The sequence below is a fragment of the Maribacter spongiicola genome (assembly GCF_004364165.1).
In the GTDB taxonomy this organism is placed as follows: Bacteria; Bacteroidota; Bacteroidia; order Flavobacteriales; family Flavobacteriaceae; genus Maribacter; species Maribacter spongiicola.
This window is the reverse complement of the sequence record NZ_SOAY01000010.1, coordinates 1-26180: the sequence shown is the minus strand read 5'-3', so window position 1 is coordinate 26180 and position 26180 is coordinate 1. Positions and strand designations below refer to the sequence as shown.

General features: G+C 35.4%; 23 protein-coding genes. 3 read left to right on the top strand and 20 right to left on the bottom strand.

Annotated elements, in window-relative coordinates:
• Window positions 1-103: 103 nt before the first annotated feature.
• Entirely contained in the window at window positions 104-523 is a 420-nt protein-coding gene (locus CLV90_RS00800) for a hypothetical protein (protein ID WP_133685626.1), read from the bottom strand.
• Between the two features lie 108 nt (window positions 524-631).
• Window positions 632-1735: a DNA polymerase IV gene (dinB, locus tag CLV90_RS00795; RefSeq protein ID WP_133685625.1), complete on the bottom strand. Its 1104-nt coding sequence runs from the start codon at window positions 1733-1735 to the stop codon at window positions 632-634.
• A gap of 52 nt (window positions 1736-1787) precedes the next feature.
• Here dinB and CLV90_RS00790 point away from each other — a divergent pair, with 52 nt between their 5' ends.
• Window positions 1788-2255, top strand: coding sequence for a CYTH domain-containing protein (locus CLV90_RS00790; protein WP_133685624.1), 468 nt, complete (start codon window positions 1788-1790; stop codon window positions 2253-2255).
• Window positions 2256-2406: 151 nt separating this feature from the next.
• Here CLV90_RS00790 and CLV90_RS00785 read toward each other — a convergent pair whose 3' ends face one another.
• From CLV90_RS00785 to CLV90_RS00700, 18 genes are all read right to left on the bottom strand, one after another.
• Window positions 2407-3810 carry a TolC family protein gene (locus CLV90_RS00785; protein WP_133685623.1) on the bottom strand — a complete coding sequence of 468 codons (1404 nt, stop codon included), beginning with the start codon at window positions 3808-3810 and terminating at the stop codon, window positions 2407-2409.
• 16 nt (window positions 3811-3826) lie between these two features.
• Complete coding sequence (locus CLV90_RS00780) at window positions 3827-6964, bottom strand: efflux RND transporter permease subunit (RefSeq protein ID WP_133685622.1); 3138 nt, start codon at window positions 6962-6964, stop codon at window positions 3827-3829.
• Window positions 6965-7001: 37 nt separating this feature from the next.
• Window positions 7002-8087 carry an efflux RND transporter periplasmic adaptor subunit gene (locus CLV90_RS00775; protein ID WP_133685621.1) on the bottom strand — a complete coding sequence of 362 codons (1086 nt, stop codon included), beginning with the start codon at window positions 8085-8087 and terminating at the stop codon, window positions 7002-7004.
• 101 nt (window positions 8088-8188) lie between these two features.
• Window positions 8189-8668: a GbsR/MarR family transcriptional regulator gene (locus CLV90_RS00770; RefSeq protein ID WP_133685620.1), complete on the bottom strand. Its 480-nt coding sequence runs from the start codon at window positions 8666-8668 to the stop codon at window positions 8189-8191.
• Between the two features lie 255 nt (window positions 8669-8923).
• Window positions 8924-9319 carry a hypothetical protein gene (locus CLV90_RS00765; protein WP_133685619.1) on the bottom strand — a complete coding sequence of 132 codons (396 nt, stop codon included), beginning with the start codon at window positions 9317-9319 and terminating at the stop codon, window positions 8924-8926.
• 9 nt (window positions 9320-9328) lie between these two features.
• Entirely contained in the window at window positions 9329-10348 is a 1020-nt protein-coding gene (gene pheS, locus CLV90_RS00760) for a phenylalanine--tRNA ligase subunit alpha (RefSeq protein WP_133685618.1), read from the bottom strand.
• A 78-nt stretch (window positions 10349-10426) separates the two neighbouring features.
• Window positions 10427-12295 (bottom strand): SulP family inorganic anion transporter, encoded by a 1869-nt coding sequence (locus CLV90_RS00755; RefSeq protein WP_133685617.1) that lies wholly within the window; start codon window positions 12293-12295, stop codon window positions 10427-10429.
• A gap of 170 nt (window positions 12296-12465) precedes the next feature.
• Entirely contained in the window at window positions 12466-13095 is a 630-nt protein-coding gene (locus CLV90_RS00750; protein ID WP_133685616.1) for a carbonic anhydrase family protein, read from the bottom strand.
• 61 nt (window positions 13096-13156) lie between these two features.
• The gene (locus tag CLV90_RS00745) at window positions 13157-14749 is read right to left on the bottom strand and encodes a SulP family inorganic anion transporter (protein WP_133685615.1); all 1593 of its coding nucleotides are present in this window, start codon (window positions 14747-14749) and stop codon (window positions 13157-13159) included.
• Window positions 14750-14819: 70 nt separating this feature from the next.
• Window positions 14820-15113: a hypothetical protein gene (locus CLV90_RS00740; RefSeq protein WP_133685614.1), complete on the bottom strand. Its 294-nt coding sequence runs from the start codon at window positions 15111-15113 to the stop codon at window positions 14820-14822.
• 59 nt (window positions 15114-15172) lie between these two features.
• Window positions 15173-15934: an SH3 domain-containing protein gene (locus tag CLV90_RS00735; RefSeq protein ID WP_133685613.1), complete on the bottom strand. Its 762-nt coding sequence runs from the start codon at window positions 15932-15934 to the stop codon at window positions 15173-15175.
• Between the two features lie 2 nt (window positions 15935-15936).
• Window positions 15937-17661: a BatD family protein gene (locus CLV90_RS00730; protein ID WP_133686988.1), complete on the bottom strand. Its 1725-nt coding sequence runs from the start codon at window positions 17659-17661 to the stop codon at window positions 15937-15939.
• A 59-nt stretch (window positions 17662-17720) separates the two neighbouring features.
• Window positions 17721-18575 carry a tetratricopeptide repeat protein gene (locus CLV90_RS00725; protein ID WP_133685612.1) on the bottom strand — a complete coding sequence of 285 codons (855 nt, stop codon included), beginning with the start codon at window positions 18573-18575 and terminating at the stop codon, window positions 17721-17723.
• Complete coding sequence (locus tag CLV90_RS00720) at window positions 18568-19614, bottom strand: VWA domain-containing protein (protein ID WP_133685611.1); 1047 nt, start codon at window positions 19612-19614, stop codon at window positions 18568-18570. Before CLV90_RS00720 ends, CLV90_RS00725 begins: the two co-directional genes overlap by 8 nt.
• 1 nt (window position 19615) lies before the next feature.
• Window positions 19616-20614 (bottom strand): vWA domain-containing protein, encoded by a 999-nt coding sequence (locus CLV90_RS00715; RefSeq protein ID WP_133685610.1) that lies wholly within the window; start codon window positions 20612-20614, stop codon window positions 19616-19618.
• On the bottom strand, window positions 20615-22276 hold the full coding sequence (locus CLV90_RS00710; protein WP_243835305.1) for a hypothetical protein: 1662 nt from the start codon (window positions 22274-22276) through the stop codon (window positions 20615-20617).
• A 5-nt stretch (window positions 22277-22281) separates the two neighbouring features.
• Window positions 22282-23148, bottom strand: a complete 867-nt coding sequence (locus CLV90_RS00705) for a DUF58 domain-containing protein (protein ID WP_133685609.1) — start codon at window positions 23146-23148, stop codon at window positions 22282-22284.
• An 85-nt stretch (window positions 23149-23233) separates the two neighbouring features.
• A complete protein-coding gene (locus CLV90_RS00700; protein WP_133685608.1) occupies window positions 23234-24235 on the bottom strand; it encodes an AAA family ATPase in 1002 nt (333 codons plus the stop codon).
• Window positions 24236-24406: 171 nt separating this feature from the next.
• On the opposite strand from CLV90_RS00700, the gene CLV90_RS00695 reads away from it, so the two are divergent.
• Both CLV90_RS00695 and CLV90_RS00690 read left to right on the top strand, forming a co-directional pair.
• Entirely contained in the window at window positions 24407-25270 is an 864-nt protein-coding gene (locus tag CLV90_RS00695; protein WP_133685607.1) for an aldo/keto reductase, read from the top strand.
• Window positions 25271-25282: 12 nt separating this feature from the next.
• The gene (locus CLV90_RS00690) at window positions 25283-26038 is read left to right on the top strand and encodes an SDR family NAD(P)-dependent oxidoreductase (RefSeq protein WP_133685606.1); all 756 of its coding nucleotides are present in this window, start codon (window positions 25283-25285) and stop codon (window positions 26036-26038) included.
• Window positions 26039-26180: the final 142 nt, after the last annotated feature.

Sequence of the window (26180 nt, the reverse complement as noted above, 5' to 3'; positions counted from 1 at the left end):
GCGGAGACATTCAAATTGTAGGACGAGTAGATTAATTAATCTAAAGGGGCTGTTGCCTAGAAAGTGATGTCAGGTCAAAATACAATATTGACCAAAAGAAATTTTAAATACGAAATACCTGATATAGGACAAAGCGCCTATCTGCTGTGGGTAGAAAAGTAAATAGCCTTTGTAGTGAATTGCTATTTGTAAAATAACTGAATAAGAAAAGTACTGATAAAAGGTAAAAAGATATTGCAGCTTGCTGTTGTTCAGAAGCTTTTTTAAAGAATGTATGTTCACTCTCTTCTTCCTCGATCTCAACAGCTTCAATTTCTAGAACCTTTTCTAAACTATTGAAATTACCCTTTAAATTTGCATCATGCCCAACAACAGTTTTTAGATTGTTGTTCAATGAATGGGTTAATTGCTGAATGGATTGAAAAGAAGTATCCTCTAAATTGTTATTAGCAAATAGAGGACTGTATATACCAGAAAGTAATATACAGATAGAAAGAAGAAATTTTAAAAAACCTTTTTTCATTAAGTGAACAAAACTATTCTAGCTAATTATGCTGTACAAGAAATTGCCGTTAATTTTTGTTAACATTTTAAATAATTAGTTTAAAGAGAGAAAATGAACCTTGAATATTTAGAAATCGAATTTTAATTGTACTAAAATTGATTTATCATCAACTTTTTTAGCCGTTTTATCGTCTGTATTTAAGTTAGAAAGCGAAATACCGAGCAGTCGAACAGAGTTTTGAAGCTCTTCTTGATACAAAAGATCTTTAGCGGTTTCTAAAATAAGATCTTTGTCTGCGATAAAATAAGGCATTGTTTTACTTCTTGTATTTAAAGTAAAATCGCTGTATTTTATTTTTAACGTAATTGTTTTACCTGCCACCTTAGATTTCGTCAATCTTCTTTCTAGTTCTTGAGCAATATGTTCTAGACGTTCGAGCATAAAAACCTCGCTACTTAGGTTTTCGTTGAAGGTTCTTTCTGCACCTACAGATTTAGGTATGCGGTGCGGTTTAACTTCGCTATTATGAATGCCGCGTACCACATGATAATAATAAGGACCACTCTTACCAAAGTTCTCTGCGAGAAACTCTATTGATTTGTTCTTTAAATCATTTCCGGTGAAAATGCCCAGCTTGTACATTTTTTCAGCAGTTACTTTACCCACACCGTAGAATTTTCTAATATCTAATGCTTCTAAAAACGGAATAACCTCTTCTGGGTTCACCGTTTTTTGTCCGTTTGGCTTGTTAATATCACTAGCGATTTTGGCAATAAACTTATTGATAGATATACCTGCGGATGCATTTAAGCCTGTTTTTTCAAGAATACGCTGCCGAATTTCAGTGGCAAGCATTGTAGCCGATGGATTGCCCTTTTTGTTGATCGTTACATCTAGATAAGCTTCATCAAGGGATAATGGTTCTACAAGGTCGGTATACTCAAAAAATATAGAACGTATAATTTTCGAAATCTCTTTATACCGCTCGAACCTTGGTTTTACAAAAGTTAGCTGCGGACAGTTTTTCTTAGCCATAAATCCGCTCATGGCACTACGTACACCATATTTACGAGCTTCGTAATTGGCGGCAGAAACGACACCTCTTTTTTCACTACCACCCACAGCCAAAGGTTTCCCCTTTAAATCGGGATTATCCAGTTCTTCTACAGATGCATAAAACGCATCCATATCAACATGAATAATTTTTCGAAGAGGCATTTCATTGGGCATAAGCAAATTTAAGACTTATCTTAGTTTTTGAATAGTAGTTTTAACCATTCATATGATAGAAATAGAGCGCAAGTTTTTGGTAAAATCTGATGATTATAAATCAGTTGCAAGTACTAAAACACGAATTGTTCAAGGTTTTTTAAATACTGATCCTAATAGAACGGTTAGAGTTAGAATTAAGGGCGATTTAGGTTTCATAACCGTAAAAGGTAAATCAAATGAATCAGGAACTTCTCGTTTTGAATGGGAAAAAGAAATTTCAGTCGATGAGGCAGATAGTCTATTGAAATTATGTGAAAAAGGTATTTTAGATAAAAGTAGGTACGAAATTTCAGTAGGGCAACATACGTATGAAGTAGATGAGTTTTACGGCGATAATTTAGGATTGACAGTAGCCGAAATAGAATTGAGTTCTGAAAATGAAAATTTCGAAAAACCTGCTTGGTTAGGCGAAGAAGTTACTGGTATTGTAAAATATTATAATTCACAATTAAGTAAATACCCTTTCAATCGCTGGTAGTTTTTCGATTAATTGATAATAAGAGGTAGCTATCCATTAGAAATAAGAAAAGATGCAAAGGGTCTCCGCGACATCATCATTTCTGACCCTTTACATCCAATTTTAAGTGTAACTTTAATTCTAGTGTTACACATTTTTTTTAATAAATAGCTTACTGCCATCCACCACCAAGAGAACGATATAATTCTACCGTTGCCGATAGTTGCGAAAACTTGTTGTCAACTAGGCTTAGCTCAGCATTTAAAGAATTCTCTCTAGCTGTTAAAAGATCTAAATAAGTTAAATAACCACTATTCAATAATTCTTCTGAATTATTTTCGGCACGTTTTAATGCTAATACTTGCTTAGAGATAAATTCTTCTTTTTCAACTGCAATATTGTAGTCATATAAAGCTTCAGATACTTCTTTGCCAGCAGTTAAAAGAGCCTTTTTAAAACTTAGTAAAGACTGCTCTTGTTGTACTTGGGCAACTTCATAAGCCGTTCTAATTTTTCTACCGTTAAAAATCGGTTGTGTAAGTCCGCCTACCAAGTTCGCGAAAATGGAACCAGAATCTATCCAATTATCAATCTCTAAACTTTGAAATCCGCCTTGTGCCGATAAAGTTATTGAAGGGTAGAAATTACTTCTGGCAACGTTAGTAAGTTCAAAACTGTTTACTAAGCTATACTCTGCCTGCATAATATCTGGTCTATTGCGCAATAAAAGCGCTGGTACCCCAAGTTGCATTTCATTAGCTAGAGATTGTTCGTCTAACGTACTACGAGAATAGGTCTGCGGTTGTTCGCTTAATAAAATACTCAGTGTATTTTCTGCTTGGTACAGTAAATTTTTAATATCCAATAATTGGCTCTGAGCGCTATATAATTGCGCTGCAGTTTGGTCAACACCCACCTGGTTTGTTTGCCCGGCCTCTTTTAAGGCAGTAATAGTCTCTAAACTTTTAGAGCGGTTTTCAATCGTCTCTTCAGTAACCAAAATCTGCTTGTCTAATGATAGAATTCTATAATAGGTAGTAGCAATTTGGGCAACTAGACTCGTTTTTACTGCTTTATGTGCAGCTACAGTTTGTAAGTAACTAGCATCGCTTGCACGTTTAGAGCTTCTGATTTTTCCCCAGATATCTGCTTCCCAAGAAACGGTACCCGAAGTTTCAAATTGGTTAAAAGGTTGCGCGAAAAGGCTACCAAATTGTCCATTTTCACTATTCCTTGCAGTTCTAGTCGCACTTGCAGCAGTGTTAACTGTTGGTAAGTAACCAGCTTTTCCTTGTTTTACATATGCCTCGGCAGCTGCAATACTCTGTAGTGCAATACGAATATCAAGGTTATTTTGTAATCCTCTTTGAATATAAGTCTTCAAATGAGCATCTGTAAAAAGGTCTTGGTAAGAAACCGACGCAAATGATACACTGTCTTGCGGTAAATTATCGGTTCGATACAAGTTTTCTGTTTCGATATCTGGTCGCTCGTATGTTTTTGCCGTAAAGCAAGACTGCAACAATAATGGCAGTATGGCAACCAGTATAAGTTTATTTGATATTATTTTATTCATGATTTCTTTAGTTCTATTATTCTTCAATAGTTGGTTGTGGAGCACCTGTAAAACGCTCTTGAATAGTCTGGAAAATAACGTACAATGCCGGTATAACGAATACACCGAATATAGTACCGATTAACATACCACCAACAGCACTCATACCAATAGATCTGTTACCAACAGCACCAATACCCGATGATAATGCCAATGGCATTAAACCAAGAATGAATGCGAATGATGTCATTAAAATTGGTCTAAGTCTCGCTTTTGCACCGTCGATAGCAGAGTCGATAATCGACATACCATGTTTTCTACGTTGCAATGCGAACTCTACAATAAGAATAGCATTTTTAGAAAGTAGACCAATAAGCATGATTAGTGCAATTTGAAAATAGATGTTATTTTCAAGTCCCGCCATACTTACAAAACCAATAGCGCCCGCAATACCAACTGGTAATGAAAGTAAAATTGATAATGGTAGAATATAAGATTCATACTGTGCACTTAATAAGAAGTATACAAATACCAAACTCAATATAAATATGATGATGGTTTGGCTACCTGCGCTATTTTCCTCTTTGGTAAGTCCAGAATATTCATAAGTGTAATTATTAGGTAATACCTCTGCAGCTACTTCTTCAATTGCTTTAATCGCATCACCAGTGGAATACCCAGGGTTCATAGCTCCGTTGATTTTTACAGAACTCAATAAGTTAAATCTACTTACCACCTCAGGACCGTAAATTTTCTTTAGCGATACAAATTGAGAAACGGCAACCGATTCTCCATTAGCATTGGTTACAAAAATATGGTTCAATGAATTTTCATCGGCTCTATCTTCTGGTTTAGCTTGGATCATTACACGGTATTGCTTACCGAATTTATTGAAATCGGTAGTATAAAGACCACCATAATAACCTTGCATAGCACTAAAAACATCAGTAACAGCTAAGCCTGCCATTTTAGTTTTCTCAACATCAACGTCTAACTCATATTGAGGGAAATTGGCGTTGAAGTTAGTAATCGCGTATTGAACCTCTGGTCTTGCATTAATGGCACCTAAGAACTCATTGGTAACTTTACTTACGGTTTGCCAATCATCGGCATCTTTACTCTGTAAGTTCATCTCAAAACCGGTAGAGTTACCAAAACCACGAACACTTGGCGGCGTAAAGAAGAATATTTTAGCATCTTTTAATCCCGCTGTTTTTGCGAACAGGCTTCCTACCACTTCTTGAACAGATTCTCCTTCACCTTCTCTTTCACCCCAATCTTTAAGACGAAGAACAGAGAAACCATATGATCCACCGTTAACACTGTTTAGAATACTGAACCCGGTAATGTTCATTCTAGCTTCTATGATATCCATAGATTCATAAATAGAATCGAGCTTCTTTACAGTTTTTTGTGTTTGCTCTAAAGTAGTACCAGGAGGCATTGTAACATCAGCAAATAATAATCCTTGATCTTCATTAGGTATAAAGCCTGTTGGTGTAGATTTAAATAACATCACCGCAATTGCTGCGAATATTATAAGAGATACCCATGTCAACCATTTTCTTTTGGCTATATATTTTACTGATCCAACATATTTATTAGTCACCGCATCAAAACCAGTATTGAAAGCTGAGAAGAAACGTTTTACAACGCCTTTCTTTTTTTCTTCGGATGTATGATGAGGTTTCAGTAAAAGAGCAGCCAAAGCCGGACTCAGTGTCAAAGCGTTTACAGCGGAAATAAGAATTGCTATTGCCAATGTGATACCAAATTGTTGGTAGAACACACCTGATGATCCACTAATAAATGATACAGGAATAAATACGGCCGACATTACCAAGGTGATAGAAATAATTGCACCTGATATTTCTGACATAGCAGATTTCGTAGCCGTTTTAGCATTTGTAGCACCTTCTTCCATTTTAGCATGCACGGCTTCTACCACTACAATGGCATCATCCACTACAATACCAATTGCAAGTATCATTGCAAATAGCGTTAACATGTTAATAGAATACCCAAATAGTGAGAGAAAGAAGAATGTACCGATAATTGCAACCGGTACTGCAATAGCCGGTATTAATGTCGATCTAAAGTCTTGTAAAAATATGAATACCACTAAGAATACTAATAAAAAAGCCTCGATCAAGGTTTGTATCACGTGATCTATAGATGCACTTAAGAAATCTTTAGTGTTATAAGGTATTACATAGTCCAGTCCTTTAGGGAAATCTACTTTGCTCTCTTCTAAAATTGTTTGAATTTCATCGATAATAGCATTTGCATTTGAACCTGATGTTTGAAAAACACCCACGGCAGCACCAGGCTTGCCCATACCTTCATTCTTAGTTCCGTAATTAAAAGCTCCCAATTCAATTTCGGCAACATCTCTAAGTCTTAAAAATTGTCCGTTTTCTTGAGCCTTAATAATAATATTTTCATATTCAGCTTCATTTGAAAGACGACCTTTATATTTTAATACATATTCGTAAACACCATCGGCATTTTCACCAATTTTACCCGTTGCAGCTTCGAGATTTTGTTCTGTAAGTGCAGCTTGAATATCAGATGGCATTAGCTTGTAAGCAGCCATTTTTTCTGGATTTATCCAGATACGCATAGAATAATCCTTAGCTCCAAAAACAGTTACGTTACCTACACCTTCAATACGTTGTAATTTTGGTACGATGTTAATTTTAGCATAGTTTTCTACAAACGTGGCATCATACTCATCATTATCAGAAAAGAGTGAGAAGAATAATAATGCACTGGTCTGAGATTTTTGTGTGATAACCCCTGTTTGAACAACACTTTGAGGTAATACACTGTTTGCTCTTGCAACCCTGTTCTGCACGTTTACCGTAGCAATATCTGGATCAGTACCTAATTTAAAAAATACGTTTATGGTTGAAGCACCGTCATTACTTGCGTTAGAAGTCATGTACAACATGTCTTCAACACCATTAATTTGCTCTTCTAGTGGAATTACAACACTATTAAGAACGGTTTCTGCATTTGCACCTGTATAGGTACTTGTAACTTGCACCGTTGGTGGTGCTATTTCTGGGTATTGTTCTATAGGCAAGGTCGTTAAACCTAAAACACCTAGAATAACTATAATGATCGAAATCACCGTAGAAAGTACGGGACGATCTATAAATCTTTGAAACATTGTTGTTTATTTATTTGTTTTAATGAATAGCGGATTCTTATTTGGCTGGGTTAATAGCCATTCCGTCTTTTAATTTAGAAACCCCTTCAATAACAATAGTAGTTCCCTCTTCAATTCCGTTTTCAACTACAAACCCTTTTTGTGTTGTGGTAATGATATCTAATGGCATAGTAGTAACCGTATTATCATCTTTTAAAACGTAAACCAGTTTTTTACCTTGAAGATCAATAGTTGCAGTTTGTGGTATTTCATAAGCACCACTATAAATAGTCGGAATTTTAATTTTACCTGTACTACCACTGCTTAATAAATTGTTTTTGTTGTCAAAATCTGCTCTTGCTGTTACACTACCAGTTGTACTATTAATAATAGTATTGATCATAGCAATTTTGCCAGGTTCAGCGTAATCTTCACCGTTGATCATAATTAAAGTTACCTCTGGGGCTTGCTCTAAGTCTAAAACGTTATTATCATTTTTAGGCAAAGACTCTTTTAGTTTTAAAAGCTCTTTCTCGTTCATTGAAAAATAAGCACGAACCTCGCTAATATCAGAAACTGTAGTTAATGGTTTAGCCATTGCAGAACTTACAAGCGCACCAATTTTAAAAGGAATTTCACCAATATACCCATCAACAGGACTAGTGATACGTGAATAACCAATGTTAGAAGTAACACTTTGGTAATTTGCTTGTGCTTGTGCAAGTTGTGCTTTTGCAGTTTCTAATTGCACTGGGCTAATGATATTCTTTTCTACCAAAGGCTTTAATTTATCAACTTCCACTTGCGCTACATTAACAGAAGCTTTTGCAGCGTTAGCATCTTGATTTAAAGTTTGAGTTTCTAATTTAAAAAGTAACTGACCTTTTTTAATTTTTTGACCCTCTTCAACATATACTTCTTGCACAAAACCAGATACTTTTGGCCATATTTCTACATTCTGCTTACCTTCAAGAATAGTTGAGAATTCATTATATATAGTTAAGTCTTGCTTTTCTAATTTAGCGACTTGCAAACTTGGTGGTGGTGGAGCTGCAGGACCTTGAGCTGGTTTTTCTGATGAACCAAAGCACGAGCTTAAAAGAAGCACTGCACTTAATATTCCTATAATTGATAACTTTTTCATTTTAATTGGATGTTTATTTGTATTTGAAAATATAATTGTCCTGTTAAGGTTTTGTTAATTCAGATTGTTCGGTATAAAACGAACTTAATTTATAAATTTTTTTAAATCAGCTTTCTTAGGGCTTCTATTGTTTCTTTATTAGTAGCTTCATTTTGGTCAAGACAATTTAAATACGCGTCCATTTTTGCTTTATTAGAAATGTATTTTTCATTGTTGTACTGCTGATCATACTTGGCAACTTTTTGAATCATTTTAGATTCATTAGCAGCTTTCTTAATAGCCTGCTCTAATTTTTTAATGAAAAAAGTGCTTTTGTCAGATATTTTAAAATACCTTCTTCTATCGCCAGATTTAGTAAAATAGGTTATCATACCTAATTGTAATAGTAAATTGAGCGATGTAGAAATAGAGCTTTTACTTGCCCCTCTTTTCATTTGACAATCGTCAAATGTAAGACCTACTTCTTCAGTTACTACAAGATTTCCAAATATTCTTGCAGCCAATGGAGGTAGATTATATTCAGCTTCAAAATGAACACCTAGCTCTTCTATTAATCTTTGTTTATGTTCTTCTTTTTCCATGATTCGAAATTTGAAGCGACAAAGGTATAGTTAGTTCGGTTACAAACAAACTAAACGAACATTCTTTTTTGTTAATAAAAGTTAATACTTCGTTACGGGAACAAAATTATAAAGTAGTCTCTTGATTATTAGTTCAATAAAAAAATTTATTGACTGTGATTTGGGTAGTGGCTTAGGGTTTTTTTATAAATAAGTAAGCTCTATTGAGAAGAAAAAAAAGAAATATAACTGAACTAACTGATTAAAATGTATGAACTACTTGGCAAAGATGCCGTCTTTTTCTATTAAAGGAATTGTAACTAGATTATTTTCATTCACTGTGTTTTTCTCGAACACAAATCGTTTTTCATACAATTTGTTATCAGCATAGTAAGTGACATAAAATTCATTATTTAATGCTAACACATCTTCTTGAACCACTTCGATTTTTTTAAATGATTTAGGCTCAACGACACCAATACCATGTCTCATGATTGAAGTTTTACGGTCATCGTCATAACCTTTAGATACTACCATGGTCATTTCAATAGCAGTATCTCGATCATTTATGATATATGCATTCCAATCTTTGTTCAAGAATTCTTCGTTCCATTCTCTAATAATGGCGATGTGTACATCTTTAACGACAGGTATTTCTATATCTTTTTTCACAGCGTACTATTAAAGGGCGCTTTTAAATTGTTCTAAAAAGCGTAAATCATTTTCACTCAATAAACGTATATCTGTAATTTGATGAAGAAGCATAGCAATACGATCGATACCTACACCGAAGGCAAAGCCAGAATATACGTCAGGATCTAGTCCACAATTTTTAAGCACATTTGGATCGACCATACCACAGCCTCCAATTTCTAACCAACCAGTACCTTTCGTAATTTTGTAGTCAGATTCGGTTTCTAGTCCCCAGTACACATCAACTTCCGCACTTGGCTCTGTAAAAGGAAAGTAAGAAGGTCTTAATCTAATTTTGGACTTTCCAAAGAGCTCTGCGGTAAAGTATTGAAGTGTTTGTTTTAAATCAGCAAAAGAAACATCCTTATCAATATATAAACCTTCTACTTGGTGAAAGAAACAGTGCGATCTTGCCGAAATAGCTTCGTTTCTATATACTCTACCCGGAGATATTGTACGAATAGGAGGTTGGTTGTTTTCCATATACCGCACTTGTACAGATGAGGTATGAGTACGCAAAAGGATATCTGGATCTGTTTGTACAAAGAAAGTATCTTGCATATCTCTTGCAGGATGATATTCTGGCAAGTTCAACGCAGTAAAATTATGCCAATCATCTTCAATCTCCGGACCTTCGGAAACATTGAATCCGATTCTAGAGAAAATATCGATGATTTTATTTTTCACTATAGAAATAGGATGACGAGATCCTAGTTCTAAAGGGTAGCCAGGTCTGGTCAAATCACCATAGACCTTTTCATCAGTAGTGTTATTTTCTAAAACTTCTTTTAAAGATTCTACTTTTTGAGTCGCAGCTTGTTTAAGTTCGTTAATTGTTTGTCCGAACTCTTTTTTCTGGTCATTAGGTACATTCTTGAACTCCGCAAAGAAGTCATTTAGAATGCCCTTTTTACCTAAAAATTTAATACGAAACGCCTCAACGGCTTCTAAATTGTCAGCTGTGAACGATGCTACTTCAGAAATTTGTTCTTTTATCTTATCAATCATGAATGTTGATTAAAGCCGCAAATTTAAAACTTTTAAAAGAGGTATGATATGTTTTTGTTGCATTTGATGCCTTAGCTATCACGGAATCTTTAATTTAACATTAGACTTTACCCAGATTAGGCACTCATCGAACGTTTTAAAAATATGTTCTTCAGGAATTAGATTTGGAATAACACCAATACGTTCCATCATGTAGCGAGGCTGTTTAATTACATCAACAAATAGAATATCCATTCCAGATTTTCTTAGTTCAAATAAAACATCTTCTAAGGTATATAAACCAGATTGGTCCATGTATTCCATTCTGCCCATTCTTATGATTACCGTAGAGGCCGAATCGGGTATTTGATCCGCTAAAAGTTGAAACTCACTCGTAGAACCAAAAAATAATGGTCCCTTTAAGTGCTTTATAAAAACTTCTTCTTGTAAACTTAATGGAAAAGCAGCTTCATCTGGCCAGTTAACTTCTTTCTCCAACGACTTTACATCAGAGCGTTCTGCGGTTAAATCGCCCATTTTTTTCATGAACATTAAAGAAGCGATAACTAGACCTACGCCCACTGCATAAACTAAATTCCAAATGGAAGAAAGTACATGTACCACAAGCATGATGACAACTTCAGAACTGAATTTTATTTTACCTATACTCATATCTTTTGGTAAAGTCGGTATAGCTTTTAGTCCTTTATAATCCATTACACCAATACCTACCGTTACTAAAATACCGGCTAAAACTGCGGCAGGTATTTGAGAGGCTACAGGACCAAGGGCCAATAAAACAATTAATAATAACACACCTGCAACCATGCCGGATAATTTAGTTTTACCACCGGCATTTATGTTAACCACTGTACGAATTGTTGCACCGGCCCCAGGTATACCACCAAACATTGCGGCAATACTGTTACCGATACCTTGCCCTACGAGCTCTTTGTTCGGCTGATGTTTTGTTTTTGTCATGTTGTCGGCCACTACTGAGGTCAGTAATGAATCTATTGCGCCCAATAATGCCAAAGTAAGAGCTGTGAAAAAATATGGAGTCACAGAACCTAAATCGAATTCTGTAAATATGCCAATGTTGGGCATAGGAAAACCACTAGGTATTTGCTCAATTGGCCTATAATCAAGATTAAAACCATAGGCTACACCCGAGATTACTATTAGTGCTACAAGCGCACTAGGTATGGTAGTCGTTATTTTTTTAAAACCATAAATAATAATAATGGTCGAAATGGCCAGTATAAATTCTAGCCAATTTATATTTTTTAAAGCTCTAGGTAAAACCTTAATAGCACCTATTACTCCCGATGCTTCAGAGTTTGCCAAAGTCTGTGCCTCTTTCAATATATCGTCTTCGGTGATAGCTTCTGCGCGCGAGATGGTTTCTTTAAAGTCTTCTAATACCAAAATATCTTCACCTGCTTCTTCTTTTAAGATATTGTCAAGTATAACTTGCTCTGCCATCGGTTTGTATTTATGTACAAATTGGGCATCTTCTTTTGGGTAATAACCTATGGCAGGTAATATTTGGGTTACCAAGATGATGACACCGATTGCCGTCATAAAACCAGATACTACGGGGTAGGGAATGTACCTGATATACTTACCCAGACCTATTAAACCTAGTCCAATTTGCATTAAACCAGCTAATAGAAAAACAATTAAAATAGCAGGTAAAGCTTTTTCTAGGTTTCCGTCATTCATTGCAACGATACCTGCTATAACGACCATACTTACGGCAGTCATTGGTGCGGTAGGGCCAGAAATTTGTGTGTTTGTTCCGCCAAAAAGTGCGGCGAAGAAACTAATAAAAATTGCACCATATAATCCGGCGCTTGGTCCCATTCCTGAGCTAACTCCAAATGCAAGTGCTAAAGGTAGTGCCACAATACCCGCTGTTATACCGCCAAATAAATCTCCTTTGAAATTTGAAAATAGATTCTTCATACTCTTAAAATAATCAATTTTAATAAGAAATTATCACGTTACTTTAAAGTGATATTACTCGAGTTTAAATAAAAAATTCTTCGTTGGCTGCGAATAATTGATTGATTTCCAGGTATTATAAACCGATGAATAACATCGGCTTTATAGTCACTATTTTGTATTGTTAATTTCTATTTGTAGAAATCTACTTCACCTGTGGCAATATCATACATTGCCCCTACTATAAGTACTTCGTCGTTTTCTTCCATTTCAGCTAAAACCGGGCTATGCTTTCTAATGTTTTCAATAGTCAATTCAACATTTTTAGCCGCCACTCGATCTACGAAGTCTAAATTTTTAGAATTTCTTAAACTTTCATCTGTGGGCTCTTTTACAGCATCTACTGCGGGTTCTATTTTGTTGATAAGCGCAGTTAAGTTGCCTAATCTTGCATGATCACAAGCACCTTTTATGGCACCACAACTGGTATGACCTAAAACGACAATTAGTTTGGTGCCTGCTAGTTTGCAACCAAACTCCATACTGCCAAGAATATCTTCGTTGACGAAATTACCTGCTATTCTTACACTGAATATATCTCCCAATCCTTGATCGAAAACTAGCTCTGCAGAAACTCTCGAATCTATGCAACTTAGTATGGTGGCAAATGGAAATTGACCTTCACTTGTGTCATTAACTTGTTCTAATAGGTTGCGATTTGCTTTTAAATTATTTTGAAATCTTTGATTTCCCTCTTTTAAGAAATCTAATGATTTCTTTGGGGTCATCGTTGCTTGGGTTTCTCTAGTATGTGCTTTCATTTTTTATATTAAGATATGTTTTACTTACTGCTGTAAGATCGGTATAGACTTTTTATTATTTCTAGCTTAAGCTTACATTCGATTTTGGTCGTTGCTCAAAGAATTCGATATAACTTGGCGGATTCTCTACCACACCACGCTTAGAAATAAGCTTTATGTCAATATTTCTTTCTTTGGCCTTATGGCTGAAATCTTCTAATATTTCTATGATATCATAATCTAAGAATCTTGTTTTTAATACATCGAGCTCTAAGTATGTATTCTGAGGTAGATTATCTAATTCTTTTAAAATAGCACCTTTATTGAAAAAAGTAACTTCTTCTGCCAAAGTCATTTTAATTTTATGTTTACCATCACTATTGTCTTCAATATGAAGAAAGTGAGAATTTTGGTAGCTCTTTAATAAAATAACTACGATACCTACGGCAAGACCTAAACTAATACCGACTAGTAAATCTGTAAAGACTATACCAATAACGGTTACAAAAAATGGAATAGATTGTTTCCATCCTAATTTATACATTTTTATGAATAAGGCTGGTTTTGCTAATTTAAATCCTACGATGAATAGAATAGCGGCCAAAACCGATAACGGAATCTTGTTCAGCAAAGTAGGGATCATGATTACGGATATCAATAATAGAAATCCGTGAATTATAGCCGATAATTTTGTTCTACCACCAGACTGAATGTTTGCTGAACTACGAACTATTACTTGGGTTATAGGTAAGCCGCCAATAAGACCAGAAACAATATTACCTGCCCCTTGGGCCAATAACTCTCTGTTCGTTGGAGTTACATTTTTATGTGGGTCTAATTTATCTGTTGCTTCAACACAAAGTAAGGTTTCTAAACTGGCCACTAATGCAATGGTAAAGGCTGTAATCCAAACTTGAGGATTAGTTATGGCACTGAAATTAGGAAAGCTAAACTGACCAACAAAAGATGAAAAATCGTCTGGTACCGGTACACTTACTAAGTGATCTTTTGAGATTGCCAAAACCTCACTATTTTGTGTAAGAACATAAAATATAATACCAATGGCAACAGCTACTAATGGACCTTGTATTATTTGAAACACTTTTCCCTTTTTAGAAAGAACTTTATCCCAAAGTAAAAGAATCGATAAACCAATAATTGCAATTAAGGTAGCCCCAGGGCTAATATTGTTAATAGTATTCAGAATCTCAGAGAACGTGTTTTCGCCATCTACTTGAAAAAATGCCCAATCACCTTCTGGATCAGAATCGTATCCAAAAAAGTGAGGAATCTGTTTAAGTATAATGATGATACCAATACCGGTAAGCATACCTTTAATTACAGAAGACGGAAAATAATAACCTATTACTCCTGCTTTCAAAATTCCAAATACTATTTGAATAATGCCACCCAAAACAACGGCAACCAAGAAATTCTCATAACCCCCTAAAGCGCCGATTGCAGTTAATACAATTGCCGCTAAACCTGCAGCAGGACCACTAACTCCAATTTTAGAGCCACTTAGGCCACCAACCAAGACACCACCGATAATACCGGCAATTACTCCAGAAAATAAGGGAGCTCCACTAGCTAAAGCAATACCTAAACATAAAGGTAGCGCAACGAAAAATACTACGATACTAGCTGGTATATCGCTTTTGATAAATTTGAACATGTATAAAATAAAATTATGCCCTAAAGTTGTTTTTAGAACAGATTAGTCAATTGAAAAAATGTGATGAAAATTAACTAGCCTGATCGGGTGGAGGAGAGAAAACCTCTTGAGAAAGGTCTAAGTAACCAATTTGATTAAAGTTGTTGATAGTCGAACTTTCAATAATGCCAATGGTTGAAAAATCCAAAAAATTTTCTTTAAAAAACTTTTCTTCACCCATAGATTTTTTACCTGACTCTTGCTCTTCTTCGTTGAGGTTGGTTATAACAATTGGGTTATCAATATCGCATAGGGTTATTATGCTAGGCGCAGTAACCGCAAATAGCCATAATAGTAATAAAGTAATGCGAGCAAAAATTGTCATATAATAAAAATATGATTTTAAAGATAGTGTTGAAATTGTTAAAAACTGTTAACTTTTTTCTAAAAATCTTTTATCAGTTTTAAATCTGTCGTTGGTAGCCATCCTATTTTACCGTCTGCAAGTTTTATTTTTCTCCAATCGTCTAATTGGTCCAACACATTTACTTTGGTGCCTGCGTGAATAGTAAATACCGCTGCACTAGTGTCATTAGGTTCAGATTTAACATTGCTTTCTTCGGCAAATAATATTGCAGGTTGGTATTCATCAAAATCGCTTCGTTGTATAAATGCAAAAACTATGGCAATTATACATAAGAAAAGTGAAAGTAAACTACCAATGAACATCCACCTTTTTCTAGTGGAATATATAGCGTAATAGAAGAGAATATATAAAAGAACAAATAGCAGCATAAAACTTATAGCCACATATGCCCATTGATCAAAAGTTAATTTACCGGTTATATTTTTATACAATTTAGACAAGCTCGTTTCTGGCATAGTATCTATGGCGTCTATGGTCATATTTTGAGCATAGCTGAGGTTGGTCTTCGTCTCTTTATCATTAGGCGAGAGTACTAGTGCTTTCTCATAAAAATAAATACTCTCCGCTATTTTATTGAGCTTGTAATAAGAGTTGCCAAGGTTAAAGTAAACTGCGGCCGAGTGCTCGCCACTACTTAGAATGTCGTTATAATAATCAACCGCCTGATCATAATTACCTGTATTGTAAGCTTCGGTAGCCTGCTCAAACAATTTGTTGTTCTGAGCGGCACTTAAGAGAACCGTAAAAAGACTAATAAGAGTAGCTAGCTTTTTGAACATACTTATAATTGTTTATCCATTATAGAAATTACCTCGCTTGCCTTGTCATAATCGGCTTGCATTTGTACGTTAGAGAACGGACTATAGCGAGCTGCTTCGCAATTTTTGAGAAGAGATATAAAACTATTTATCGTTTCGCCATCTATCTGTTTTTGAGAAAGTAGCTCCGTAATTTTGTCTTTACTAAACTCAGAGGTCTCTATCTTTAATTTCGCTTTTAAATAGTTATGCAGTGCTCGCTCAAGGGCCACATAGAAAGCTTCTTTATTACCTAGTTGCTTTCTCGCTGCAGACAAATACTTACGCGCCAATTTGTTTGCTTTTCTAATTTTATTACCCACAACGTCACCTGCAATAGCATCCCTTTTCTTTCTAAATAGAATAGCTAATGGGATAAGTAGAAGAGGGCATAATAACCACAAGTAGAATGATGTAGAGCCGAAAAAGTACGAAACACATTTATCTGATAGATTAGAGTCTAGTTTTAAGAAATTAAATTCATTTCCGCTACTGACTACAGATTGTTTGTTGTTATTTGAAGATGCCTCAGAATTAGACGATGCACTTAACGGACCCTCTAGAACATTAATTACAATTTCATTTGATGTTAGCGTAGTATATTTTCCTGTGGAAGGATTAAAATAACTAAAACTTAAGGGAGCAATAGGATATTTACCTCTAAACGATGGCACTATAGTATATTGATTGCTCACTTTACCTTGCATGCCTGCAAGCGTTGTTCTTACACCTTCAGTAAACTCAGGTTCATATACTTCTAAGGCACTTGGTAACTCCAATTCTGGAAGTTTAAATAGTTTTAAATTTCCCTTACCACTTACCTCTATTGTTGCTTGCAAAGATTCTGATGCATTTAAACTTGTTTTGCTTGTAGAAACCGCAAAATCAAAATCACCAACAGCACCATTAAAATTGGCAGGTTGGTTTGCTAGAGGTAATGGTTTTACATTTATAGTTCTACTACCTGCAGAAACTGTTTTGTTCGTTTGGGCATACATTCTTTGACCAAAGAAATCTCTTCTACCCGAAGGTACATCTACAGTAACGTCGAGAGATAAGGGTTCAATGTCTAGTTCACCAGATTTTTGCGGATAAAGAACAACACGCTTTAAGATGACATATCTATAAGGTTTGCCTTTATACGTTCCATTTTGCGCACTCAGTGCATTTACTTTAATATCTTGACTCCAGAAATTATTATAGGTAGGGTTGTCTAAGGGTTGATAGTTCGATACGCTAATATTCGGACTCACATATAGCTTATAAATGATTGTAATGGCTTCATTCAAATACGGATTCGTTTTTGAAATCTCGGCAACTAAATGTAAGTTTTCATCTGCAACATCATCAGCGGTCATTTGGTCGCTTGGCTTATCGACAGCTGCGGTTACTTCAACATCTTGTGCTAATGATTTATAGGTTTCACCGCCAATTACAATAGATGCTTGTTTAATGGTGTATTTGCCTCTTGCTGAAGGCGCTAAAGTATATGAATAAGATTTTGAGTAGCTCCTAACTCCGTTAATCCAAGAAGAGCTAATAGATTGAGAAGGTCCCATGACAACTTTGAATCCGTTGAAGTCTGGTGGGTTAAAATTATCCCCATCACGGTTCATAATAAAATCTACGCGCAACCTTTCATTAAGACCAAGCTTTGGTTTGCTCAGTTTCATTTCAAAAGTTACATCGTTATTACCCTGGCCCATCATCAAAATTGATGATAGAAAAACGGTTACCAGTAACCCAAGTTTAGCTATGGACTTAAAGTCTACCAATCTTTTTCATTTTTAACCTTAACACCTTGCACTTTTTTTGCATCGATTTTATCCTGAACCTTTTTTTCTGCATTCTGCATGGCTCTCAATAAATTATCGACCTGCTGCTTAGAAAGTTGATTGGGTCTAGGTTGTTTTTGCTCTTGTTCTTTTTCGCCCTCGCCTTGTTCGGGTTTCTTTTTTTGATCAGATTTATCCCCTTCACCATCTTTATTATCGTCTTTCTTATCTTCGTTTTTATCGCCTTCGTCACCCTTATCTCCATCTTCTCCTTGATCTTTCTTATCCTCGTTTTCTCCTTCGTCCTTTTTGTCTTCGTCTTTGTTCTCGTCTTGATCTTTGTCCTTATCCTTGTCGTCTTGATCTTGCTTGTTCTCGTCTTGATCTTTTTTCAACAGTTCTTTTGCCAAGGCTAAGTTGTAACGGGTTTCTTCATCAGTAGAATCATTACGTAAGGCCTCTTTATAAGCTTCTACCGCTTTTGCATAATCTTTGCGTTTCATAAATACATTACCCATGTTATGGTAAGCTTTATGTTTATCTGCTTTAGATGTGGATGCTTCGCCTGCTTCTTTAAATCTACCAAAAGCCTCATTATAGGTCTCGTTCTCATAATAGGCATTACCTAAATTATAAGGAGCGGCGCTATTATCTGCGCTTTTTGAAATAGCTTTTCTATAGTCAACTTCTGCAGCGATAAAATTGTCATCAGACAAAGCTTTGTTAGCATCCCAAGTATAATTTGTAGATGATCTTAAAGCCTTTTCTTTTTCCTTTTCATCGACTTCTTGAGCGAAAGACGATAGGCAAACGAAAAGCAAAAGTAAAACTGTGCTTATTTTATTCATTTCTTTTCTCATTGAACAGATTGAGTTTCTTTAACCAGTTAGTCTTGCGGTCCAAGATAAATATATCTAAAAAAAGAAGCAACAATGCCCCGCCAATAAACCATTGAAACTGATCTTTAAATTCTGCGAATTGCTTGGCCTCGAATTCTTTCTTATCCATTTTCAACAATTCTTCTTTAATAAATTCTACTGCTGCGTCTGTGTTAGAGCCGTCTATATACTGTCCTTTTCCTTCGTTGGCAATATCTACTAATACGCTCTCGTTTAATTTTGTGATTACGGTTTCGCCTTGACTATCTTTTTTCAGGCTTTCTAAAATCCCGTTTCTTTTAATGGGTATCGGTGCACCTTTCTCTTTACCAACACCAATAGTGTAAATAATTATACCTTCATCTACAGCGTCTTCTACAACATCTAATGTCGAGCCTTCAGAATGATCTTCACCGTCAGATATAATGAACAATACACGATTAGTTTGTTCGGCATCATCATAATAGGTAGTCGCTAACTCGATGGCTTGGTCTATGGCAGTACCTTGCGATGTTAGCATATCTGTATTCATACCCTGTAAGAACATTTTTGCAGCGCCATAATCTGTTGTAATTGGTAGTTGTGGGTAAGCCTGACCTGCATAGGCTATAATACCAATTCGGTCGCTTGCCAATTGGTTAATGATTTCAGAAACCAATCTTTTCGCTTTTTCTATTCTATTGGGTGCAATGTCTTCTGCGAGCATACTTTTGCTGACATCAACAGCAAATACGATATCTACACCTTCGCGTTTAACGGTTTCTAGTTTTGTTCCGATTTTAGGATTTACTAATCCAATAATTAATAATGCAAGGGCAAGAATAAACACGACTAATTTTACGGTTCCTTTATTATAAGAACGATTTGGTGTTAGCCTTTTTAAAAGTTCAGTGTCTGCAAATTTCTTTTGTGTTCTCTTTTTCCATACCAATAATAACAGGAACAACACCACTATCACCGGGATGATAATGAGTAAATAGAAATATATTTTTTCGTCGTACTGTACCATATTATACAAAGCTTCTAAAAAGCGTGTTTCTTAAAATCAATTCTAACAAAAGCAAAGCTCCTGCCAATAAAACCCAAAATCTAAATTTTTCTTCGTAGCGGTAATATTTAAATTCCTCTATTTCCGTTTTTTCAAGTTTATTTATCTCGTCGTAAATTTCTTCTAAAGACTCATTATCTGTAGCTCTAAAATATTTTCCTCCAGTAGCGCTGGCAATATCCTTTAATAGATTCTCATCAATTTCTACCTGTCGCATTCCGTATCTAAAAGAACCGTCTGCGTTATAGGCGATTGGGGATAGAGCATTGCCGTTAGTACCCAAACCTATGGTGTATGTTTTTATTCCGAATTCAATGGCAAGGTCTGCTGCAGTTTGTGGTTCAATGAAACCAGAGTTGTTGACCCCATCGGTCAATAATATAATAATCTTACTTTTTGCAGTACTTTCTTTTAAGCGGTTTACAGAAGTTGCCAGTCCCATGCCTATTGCTGTACCATCTTCTAATTGACCATAGGTAATTTCAGAAAGCGCATTCAATACAATAGCTTTGTCGGTAGTAACAGGTGTTTTAGTGTAACCTTCACCGGCATAGACTACTAAACCTATACGGTCATTGGGTCTTTTTTTAATAAAGTCCGCTGCTACATCTTTAAGCGCCGATAGTCTATTTGGCTTCAAATCTCTTGCCAACATACTTGAAGAAACATCGATGGCCATAACAATATCAATACCCTTTGTAGTTTTGGTACGCGTAGATATATCTTCTGTCTGTGGTCTTGCCAATGCTACAATGATGGCGCCTAAGGCCAGTAATCGTAAAACAAATAAACCAGGTTTTAATTTTGGTAAAATACTATTATGGCTAAACCCCTTTACACTTGATATACGTAACGATGCAGTTTGCTCTTTTTGCTTAAAGATATACCATACGATTGCTAATGGCAGTAGTAAGAACAGCCAAAAGAAATCAGGATTTGCAAATGATATATTATCGAACATTTATGCTTCTGTTTTTACTTCTACCGATGCTAAAATTCGGTCTACTATTTCTTGTGCGTACGTGTCGTCTTTTAACCAAGTAAGAATTACGTATTGTTGAAAACCTTTACCACCAAAAAGGAGTACAGTATATTCCCCTGCCATTAATTCTTTTGATCCAGGTGCTAAAAATTCTCCGCTTCCAAAAACTTTAACCCCTTTAACCCCGCTAATGGTACTGAATTCTTCTTGTTTGGTAATAATATTTTTCGCGCCCTGACTTTCAAAATTTGATAGAATCTGCTCAATGGTTTTATCAAAATCTGGTTCGGCATCTTGTTGTGCCAATGTAATAGACGTTGTTGCTGCATTGAAAAGACCAATTGGGCTAGAATATTGAAAAGCTTGAATGTCTGCAATAGCAGCTTTGGCCTCTGGCGGCAATTTTATTTCTTGACGCACCAAAACTTGCGGAGTCTCTAATTGAATAGGCGGAAACCCATAACTACTACGTATCCATTCACCCTCTAAAAGTTCTTTTGTTGGATGCCCTATAACAGTGTCTTTTAAATAACCAAATCCGAATTTTACGCCGGCAATGGTAATGCCTATTAAAATTAAGGCAACAGTAGAGATTATAGCAATTTTTATTTTCTTCTTTCTAGCATTACGCTCAAGCTCTTCTTGGTATTCGGCTTGTTCTAGTAACTCTTCTTCCGTCGGTTCTGGTAAAGCATCGTGTGTTTTTACAACGATTTGTTCTACCAACTTTCTATCTTGTTCGGCAATAGAACTAGAAGGTTTATTTTTTGCGAACTTTACTAAATCTGCCGTCTGTAATATTTGCGAAAATTGTTTAATGGTGTCATCATCTAATTGTAATTCGCCGGCATCTTTTAAAAGTTCTAATTTTTCAATTAACTGACCGGTAGTACTTTCTAATGCAGAAACATGCGCATCTTCTTCTAAATAAGAACGTACAATGGTCGTTAGTTCAGAATAATATTGTTTGTACTCGTCTTGAATTAAATATTTAGAATTTTCTAAACGTTTAAGTTCTAATAAAGCTCTATCATAAGGCGGTAAAAGTGCTACTTTTTCTTCTTCGCTAAGTGGTTTTTTGCGGAGCACGAACCAATATAATAGGGCACCTATTATTAAGAAAATCAAAAGACCGATCAATACGTACTTCCAAAGGTCAAAATTGCTTTTATCTACGTTTATAAGAGGTTTAATATCATACATTTTCTGATTTAAAGTATCTACAGGTATTGTAGCTACATTAATCAGTGTTGAATCGGTCATAAAACCAGTACCGTTAATATCTATACGTTGCGATGGTAGTTTGTAAGCGCCAGAATCGAATTGGGTAAGCGCGTATATTTTTTGAAGCGTAAGGCGGTCTTTTTTTCTTGTCGTATCTGTAGCAAAAGCCTCAACGGTTTCTAAGGGAGAAAATGTCTGTCCCTCAGGAAAAATAACAACATCGGTAGAATCAACATTAACGGTAACCGTCCATTTTACCTGCTCTCCAATTTTAATAAATGTGGTGTCTACCTTTGTGGTTATACTCGGGCGTTCTTGAGCGGATAATTCAGAGAAAAATAGTAGAAATACCAAAAAAGGTGAAATTCGTTTTATGAACGAAACACCGCTGTTAATTTTTCTATTCGTATAAATCATTCGTATCAACCTCTTCGTTTAAAATAGCCCAATAATTTTTTCACATAACTCTCATCGACCCTGCAATCTAAAACTCCGCAACCAGCTTTGGTAAACGATTCTTTAAAATAGGCAACACGTTCTCTGTTATATGCAGTATAAGCGTTACGTACTTTTTTAGATTTGGTATTCACCAATTGTAATTTACCGGTCTCGGCATCTTCAATTTGCACCATGCCCAAATTCGGAATGGTTTCTTCGCGTTCATCGTAAATACGAATACCTGTTACATCATGTTTATTACCTGTAATCTTTAGAGTCTTTTCGTATCCTTCATCAATAAAATCAGAAAGAACAAAAACGATAGCTTTCTTTTTCATGATACTGCTCAAGAACTTTAATGCCTGTGCAATATCTGTCTTATTACTTTTTGGCTTGAACTCTATCAATTCTCTAATAATGCGTAAAACGTGGGTCTTTCCTTTTTTAGGCGGAATAAAAAGTTCTATTTGATCAGAGAACAAAATAACGCCAACCTTATCATTATTTTGGAGTGCACTAAAAGCTAATGTTGCCGATATTTCGGTTACAATTTCATTTTTAAATTGATTGGTAGTACCGAATAATTCAGATCCGCTAATATCTACCATTAACATCATGGTCAATTCTCGCTCTTCTTCAAAAACCTTTATGAAAGGTTCGTTATAACGGGCGGTAACGTTCCAATCAATATTTCTTACATCATCACCAAATTGATATTGTCGTACTTCACTAAAGGTCATACCACGACCCTTAAAGGTAGAGTGGTATTCCCCACCAAACATATGGTCAGAAAGACGTCTCGTCTTTATTTCAATTTTCCGTACTTTTTTGAGTAGCTCTTTGGTATCCATTTTTTAGTAAACAGTTTACAGTTTCCTTTAGTAGTATATCATATTCGGCATTATGTTATTGTATTTACCGAATACCATAACTAGTTTAAGGTACTTCTATCTCGTTTACAATCTTGTTGATGATATCAACAGAGGTAATATTTTCAGCTTCTGCTTCGTAAGTGATTCCTATTCTATGTCTTAAAACATCGTGTACAATAGCTCGTACATCTTCAGGAACAACATAACCTCTTCTTTTAATGAAAGCATAACATTTAGCAGCGGTACCTAAGTTGATACTTCCCCTTGGTGATGCACCAAAACTGATTAAAGGCTTTAAGCTTTCTAAATTATATTTTTCAGGATATCTAGTGGCGAAAACAATATCAAGAATATATTTCTCGATCTTTTCGTCCATATATACTTCACGTACTGCTTTTTGTGCGCTAAGTATTTGTTCTATGGATACAACAGCGTTTACATTCTCATAATTACCCAATAAATTCTGACGCATAATTAACTGCTCTTCGTTTATTTTCGGGTAATCAATAACAGTTTTCAACATAAAACGGTCAATTTGCGCTTCAGGTAACGGGTACGTACCTTCTTGCTCAACTGGGTTTTGGGTTGCCATTACTAAGAAAGGCTTATCAAGAATAAAAGTTTCGTCACCAATGGTTACCTGCTTCTCTTGCATCGCTTCTAATAAAGCAGATTGTACTTTAGCAGGTGCACGGTTAATCTCATCTGCAAGCACGAAGTTTGCGAAAATAGGACCTTTCTTTATAGAAAAATCATTTAGTTTCATATTGTAGATCATCGTACCAACAACATCTGCAGGAAGTAAATCTGGGGTAAATTGTATTCTGCTAAAACTACCTTTAACAGCTTTTGAAAGCGTGTTAATGGCTAGGGTTTTTGCTAGGCCAGGTACCCCTTCGAGTAAAATATGACCTTGTCCTAAAAGTCCGATTAATAATCGTTCCACCATATATTTTTGGCCAACAATTACCTTATTCATCTCAAGCATTAGTAAATCGATAAAGGCACTTTCTCGAGCTATTTTCTCATTAACGGCACTAATATCAATTGAAGTATTTTCTTCCATTTAAAACTTTATATTATTGATTGTTAAGACTTCTAATTTTAACAGTCATGCAAATTGAAAATTTATTCAGTCAGTCGCTGTTAATGATAGGTTAAAAAATTGGAAAACCCCCGATTTTTATGAAGGTTTTAAGGGATTTCTTTTTAATTTCATTAAACAAATATCAATACATTGAAATATTCTAGAATAATTGCGGGTACTATGACCTGGGGTAAATGGGGAAAACAACATTCTACCGCCGAAATGATTTCATTAATGAATCATTGCATAGAAAATGATATCACCACTTTTGATCATGCAGATATTTATGGTGATTATACCAATGAAGAAGATTTTGGTAAAGCCTTTAATAAAAGTGCCATTAAAAGGGAAGATATTCAATTAATTAGTAAGTGCGGTATTCAGTTCGATGTAAAAGAGAGGTCGAATAGGGTTAAGCATTACGATTATGATAAAGATTATATAATAGCATCAGTAGAGCGGTCTTTAAAAATGCTACAGACAGATCATTTAGATATGCTACTCTTGCATAGACCTAGTCCATTAATGAATCCTTCAGAAATTGCCGAAGCTGTAGATAAATTGAAGAATGATGGAAAAATAAGGCAGTTCGGAGTGTCGAATTTTACACCGTCTCAAATTCAACTTATAGAAAAGGAAATACAAGTAGATGCTAATCAGGTCGAGTATTCCTTATCTTCAAACGGCGTAATGAATGACGGTACCCTTGATGATTCTTTAGCTTATGATAGAATGATAATGAGCTGGAGTCCGCTTGGCAGTTATTTTAGAGAAGAATCTAAAGCCAATGCTAGAATAAAAAAGGTATTAGCGGTATTGACGAAAAAATATAATGCTACAGAAGATCAGCTTTTATTGGCATGGATTTTAAAACACCCGTCTTATGTTTACCCTGTTGTAGGTACGGCAACACCGAAGCGTCTAAAAATGGCGATGGATGCCGTTTCAATTGAGATGGAGTTACAGGATTGGTTTCTATTATTAGAAGCAAATGAAGGACATGAAGTTGCATAATTAAAATATAAAATGACAAAAACAGCATTTATTACAGGAGCTACAAGCGGGATTGGAAAATCAACGGCAATACATTTTGCCCTAAACGGAATTAACTTGGTGTTGTGCGGTCGACGTCAAGATCGGCTAGATGCGCTAAAAGAAGAATTAGGTAAAGAAGTTCAGGTACATACTTTAAATTTTGATATCAGAAATAAAGAATCGGTTAAAGAGGCAGTTCATTCGTTACCAAAAGAATTTTCTCAAATAGACATTTTGATCAATAATGCAGGTAACGCCCATGGTATGGATACCATTCAAGAAGGAAATACAGATGATTGGGATGCCATGTTAGATATTAATGTAAAAGGATTGTTATATGTTTCAAAAGCGATAATCCCTCAAATGGTAGCTCGAAAATCTGGTCATATTATAAATATTGGTTCTACAGCCGGTAAAGAAGTATACCCAAAAGGCAATGTATATTGTGCAAGTAAGCATGCGGTAGATGCTATCAATCAAGGAATGCGAATAGATCTAAACGGCACAGGTGTTCGTGTAGGCGCAGTAAACCCAGGGTTAGTAGAAACCGAGTTTAGTAATGTTCGTTTTAAAGGAGATGATGATAGGGCAGAGAATGTGTATAAAGGATTTCAACCCTTAAAACCAGAAGACATTGCAGATATCATTCATTTTGTAGTTACTAGGCCATATCACGTAAATATTGCAGATTTAGTGGTAATGCCAACAGCGCAGGCATCTTCAACTATAGTGAAGAAAGATGTGTAGTGCAAAATTATTAGAGATTAGTAAAAAATTTTAGAATAAAATTTTTTAAGCCAAAAGCCAAAAGCCAAAAGCCAAAAGCCAAAAGCCAAAAGCCAAAAGCCAAAAGCCAAAAGCCAAAAGCCAAAAGCCAAAAGCCAAAAGC

Bases quoted from the DNA above. Each gene is read 5' to 3' on its own strand.
- CLV90_RS00700 (WP_133685608.1), bottom strand. From the start codon at position 24,235: ATGGAAGAAAATACTTCAATTGATATTAGTGCCGTTAATGAGAAAATA.
- CLV90_RS00725 (WP_133685612.1), bottom strand. From the start codon at position 18,575: ATGAATAAAATAAGCACAGTTTTACTTTTGCTTTTCGTTTGCCTATCG.
- CLV90_RS00690 (WP_133685606.1), top strand. From the start codon at position 25,283: ATGACAAAAACAGCATTTATTACAGGAGCTACAAGCGGGATTGGAAAA.
- CLV90_RS00800 (WP_133685626.1), bottom strand. From the start codon at position 523: ATGAAAAAAGGTTTTTTAAAATTTCTTCTTTCTATCTGTATATTACTT.
- CLV90_RS00705 (WP_133685609.1), bottom strand. From the start codon at position 23,148: ATGGATACCAAAGAGCTACTCAAAAAAGTACGGAAAATTGAAATAAAG.
- CLV90_RS00775 (WP_133685621.1), bottom strand. From the start codon at position 8,087: ATGAAAAAGTTATCAATTATAGGAATATTAAGTGCAGTGCTTCTTTTA.
- CLV90_RS00770 (WP_133685620.1), bottom strand. From the start codon at position 8,668: ATGGAAAAAGAAGAACATAAACAAAGATTAATAGAAGAGCTAGGTGTT.
- CLV90_RS00755 (WP_133685617.1), bottom strand. From the start codon at position 12,295: ATGAAGAATCTATTTTCAAATTTCAAAGGAGATTTATTTGGCGGTATA.
- CLV90_RS00730 (WP_133686988.1), bottom strand. From the start codon at position 17,661: ATGATGGGCCAGGGTAATAACGATGTAACTTTTGAAATGAAACTGAGC.
- CLV90_RS00735 (WP_133685613.1), bottom strand. From the start codon at position 15,934: ATGTTCAAAAAGCTAGCTACTCTTATTAGTCTTTTTACGGTTCTCTTA.
- CLV90_RS00790 (WP_133685624.1), top strand. From the start codon at position 1,788: ATGATAGAAATAGAGCGCAAGTTTTTGGTAAAATCTGATGATTATAAA.
- CLV90_RS00745 (WP_133685615.1), bottom strand. From the start codon at position 14,749: ATGTTCAAATTTATCAAAAGCGATATACCAGCTAGTATCGTAGTATTT.
- CLV90_RS00720 (WP_133685611.1), bottom strand. From the start codon at position 19,614: ATGGTACAGTACGACGAAAAAATATATTTCTATTTACTCATTATCATC.
- pheS (WP_133685618.1), bottom strand. From the start codon at position 10,348: ATGATTGATAAGATAAAAGAACAAATTTCTGAAGTAGCATCGTTCACA.
- CLV90_RS00750 (WP_133685616.1), bottom strand. From the start codon at position 13,095: ATGAAAGCACATACTAGAGAAACCCAAGCAACGATGACCCCAAAGAAA.
- CLV90_RS00740 (WP_133685614.1), bottom strand. From the start codon at position 15,113: ATGACAATTTTTGCTCGCATTACTTTATTACTATTATGGCTATTTGCG.
- CLV90_RS00715 (WP_133685610.1), bottom strand. From the start codon at position 20,614: ATGTTCGATAATATATCATTTGCAAATCCTGATTTCTTTTGGCTGTTC.
- CLV90_RS00780 (WP_133685622.1), bottom strand. From the start codon at position 6,964: ATGTTTCAAAGATTTATAGATCGTCCCGTACTTTCTACGGTGATTTCG.
- dinB (WP_133685625.1), bottom strand. From the start codon at position 1,735: ATGCCCAATGAAATGCCTCTTCGAAAAATTATTCATGTTGATATGGAT.
- CLV90_RS00785 (WP_133685623.1), bottom strand. From the start codon at position 3,810: ATGAATAAAATAATATCAAATAAACTTATACTGGTTGCCATACTGCCA.
- CLV90_RS00710 (WP_243835305.1), bottom strand. From the start codon at position 22,276: ATGATTTATACGAATAGAAAAATTAACAGCGGTGTTTCGTTCATAAAA.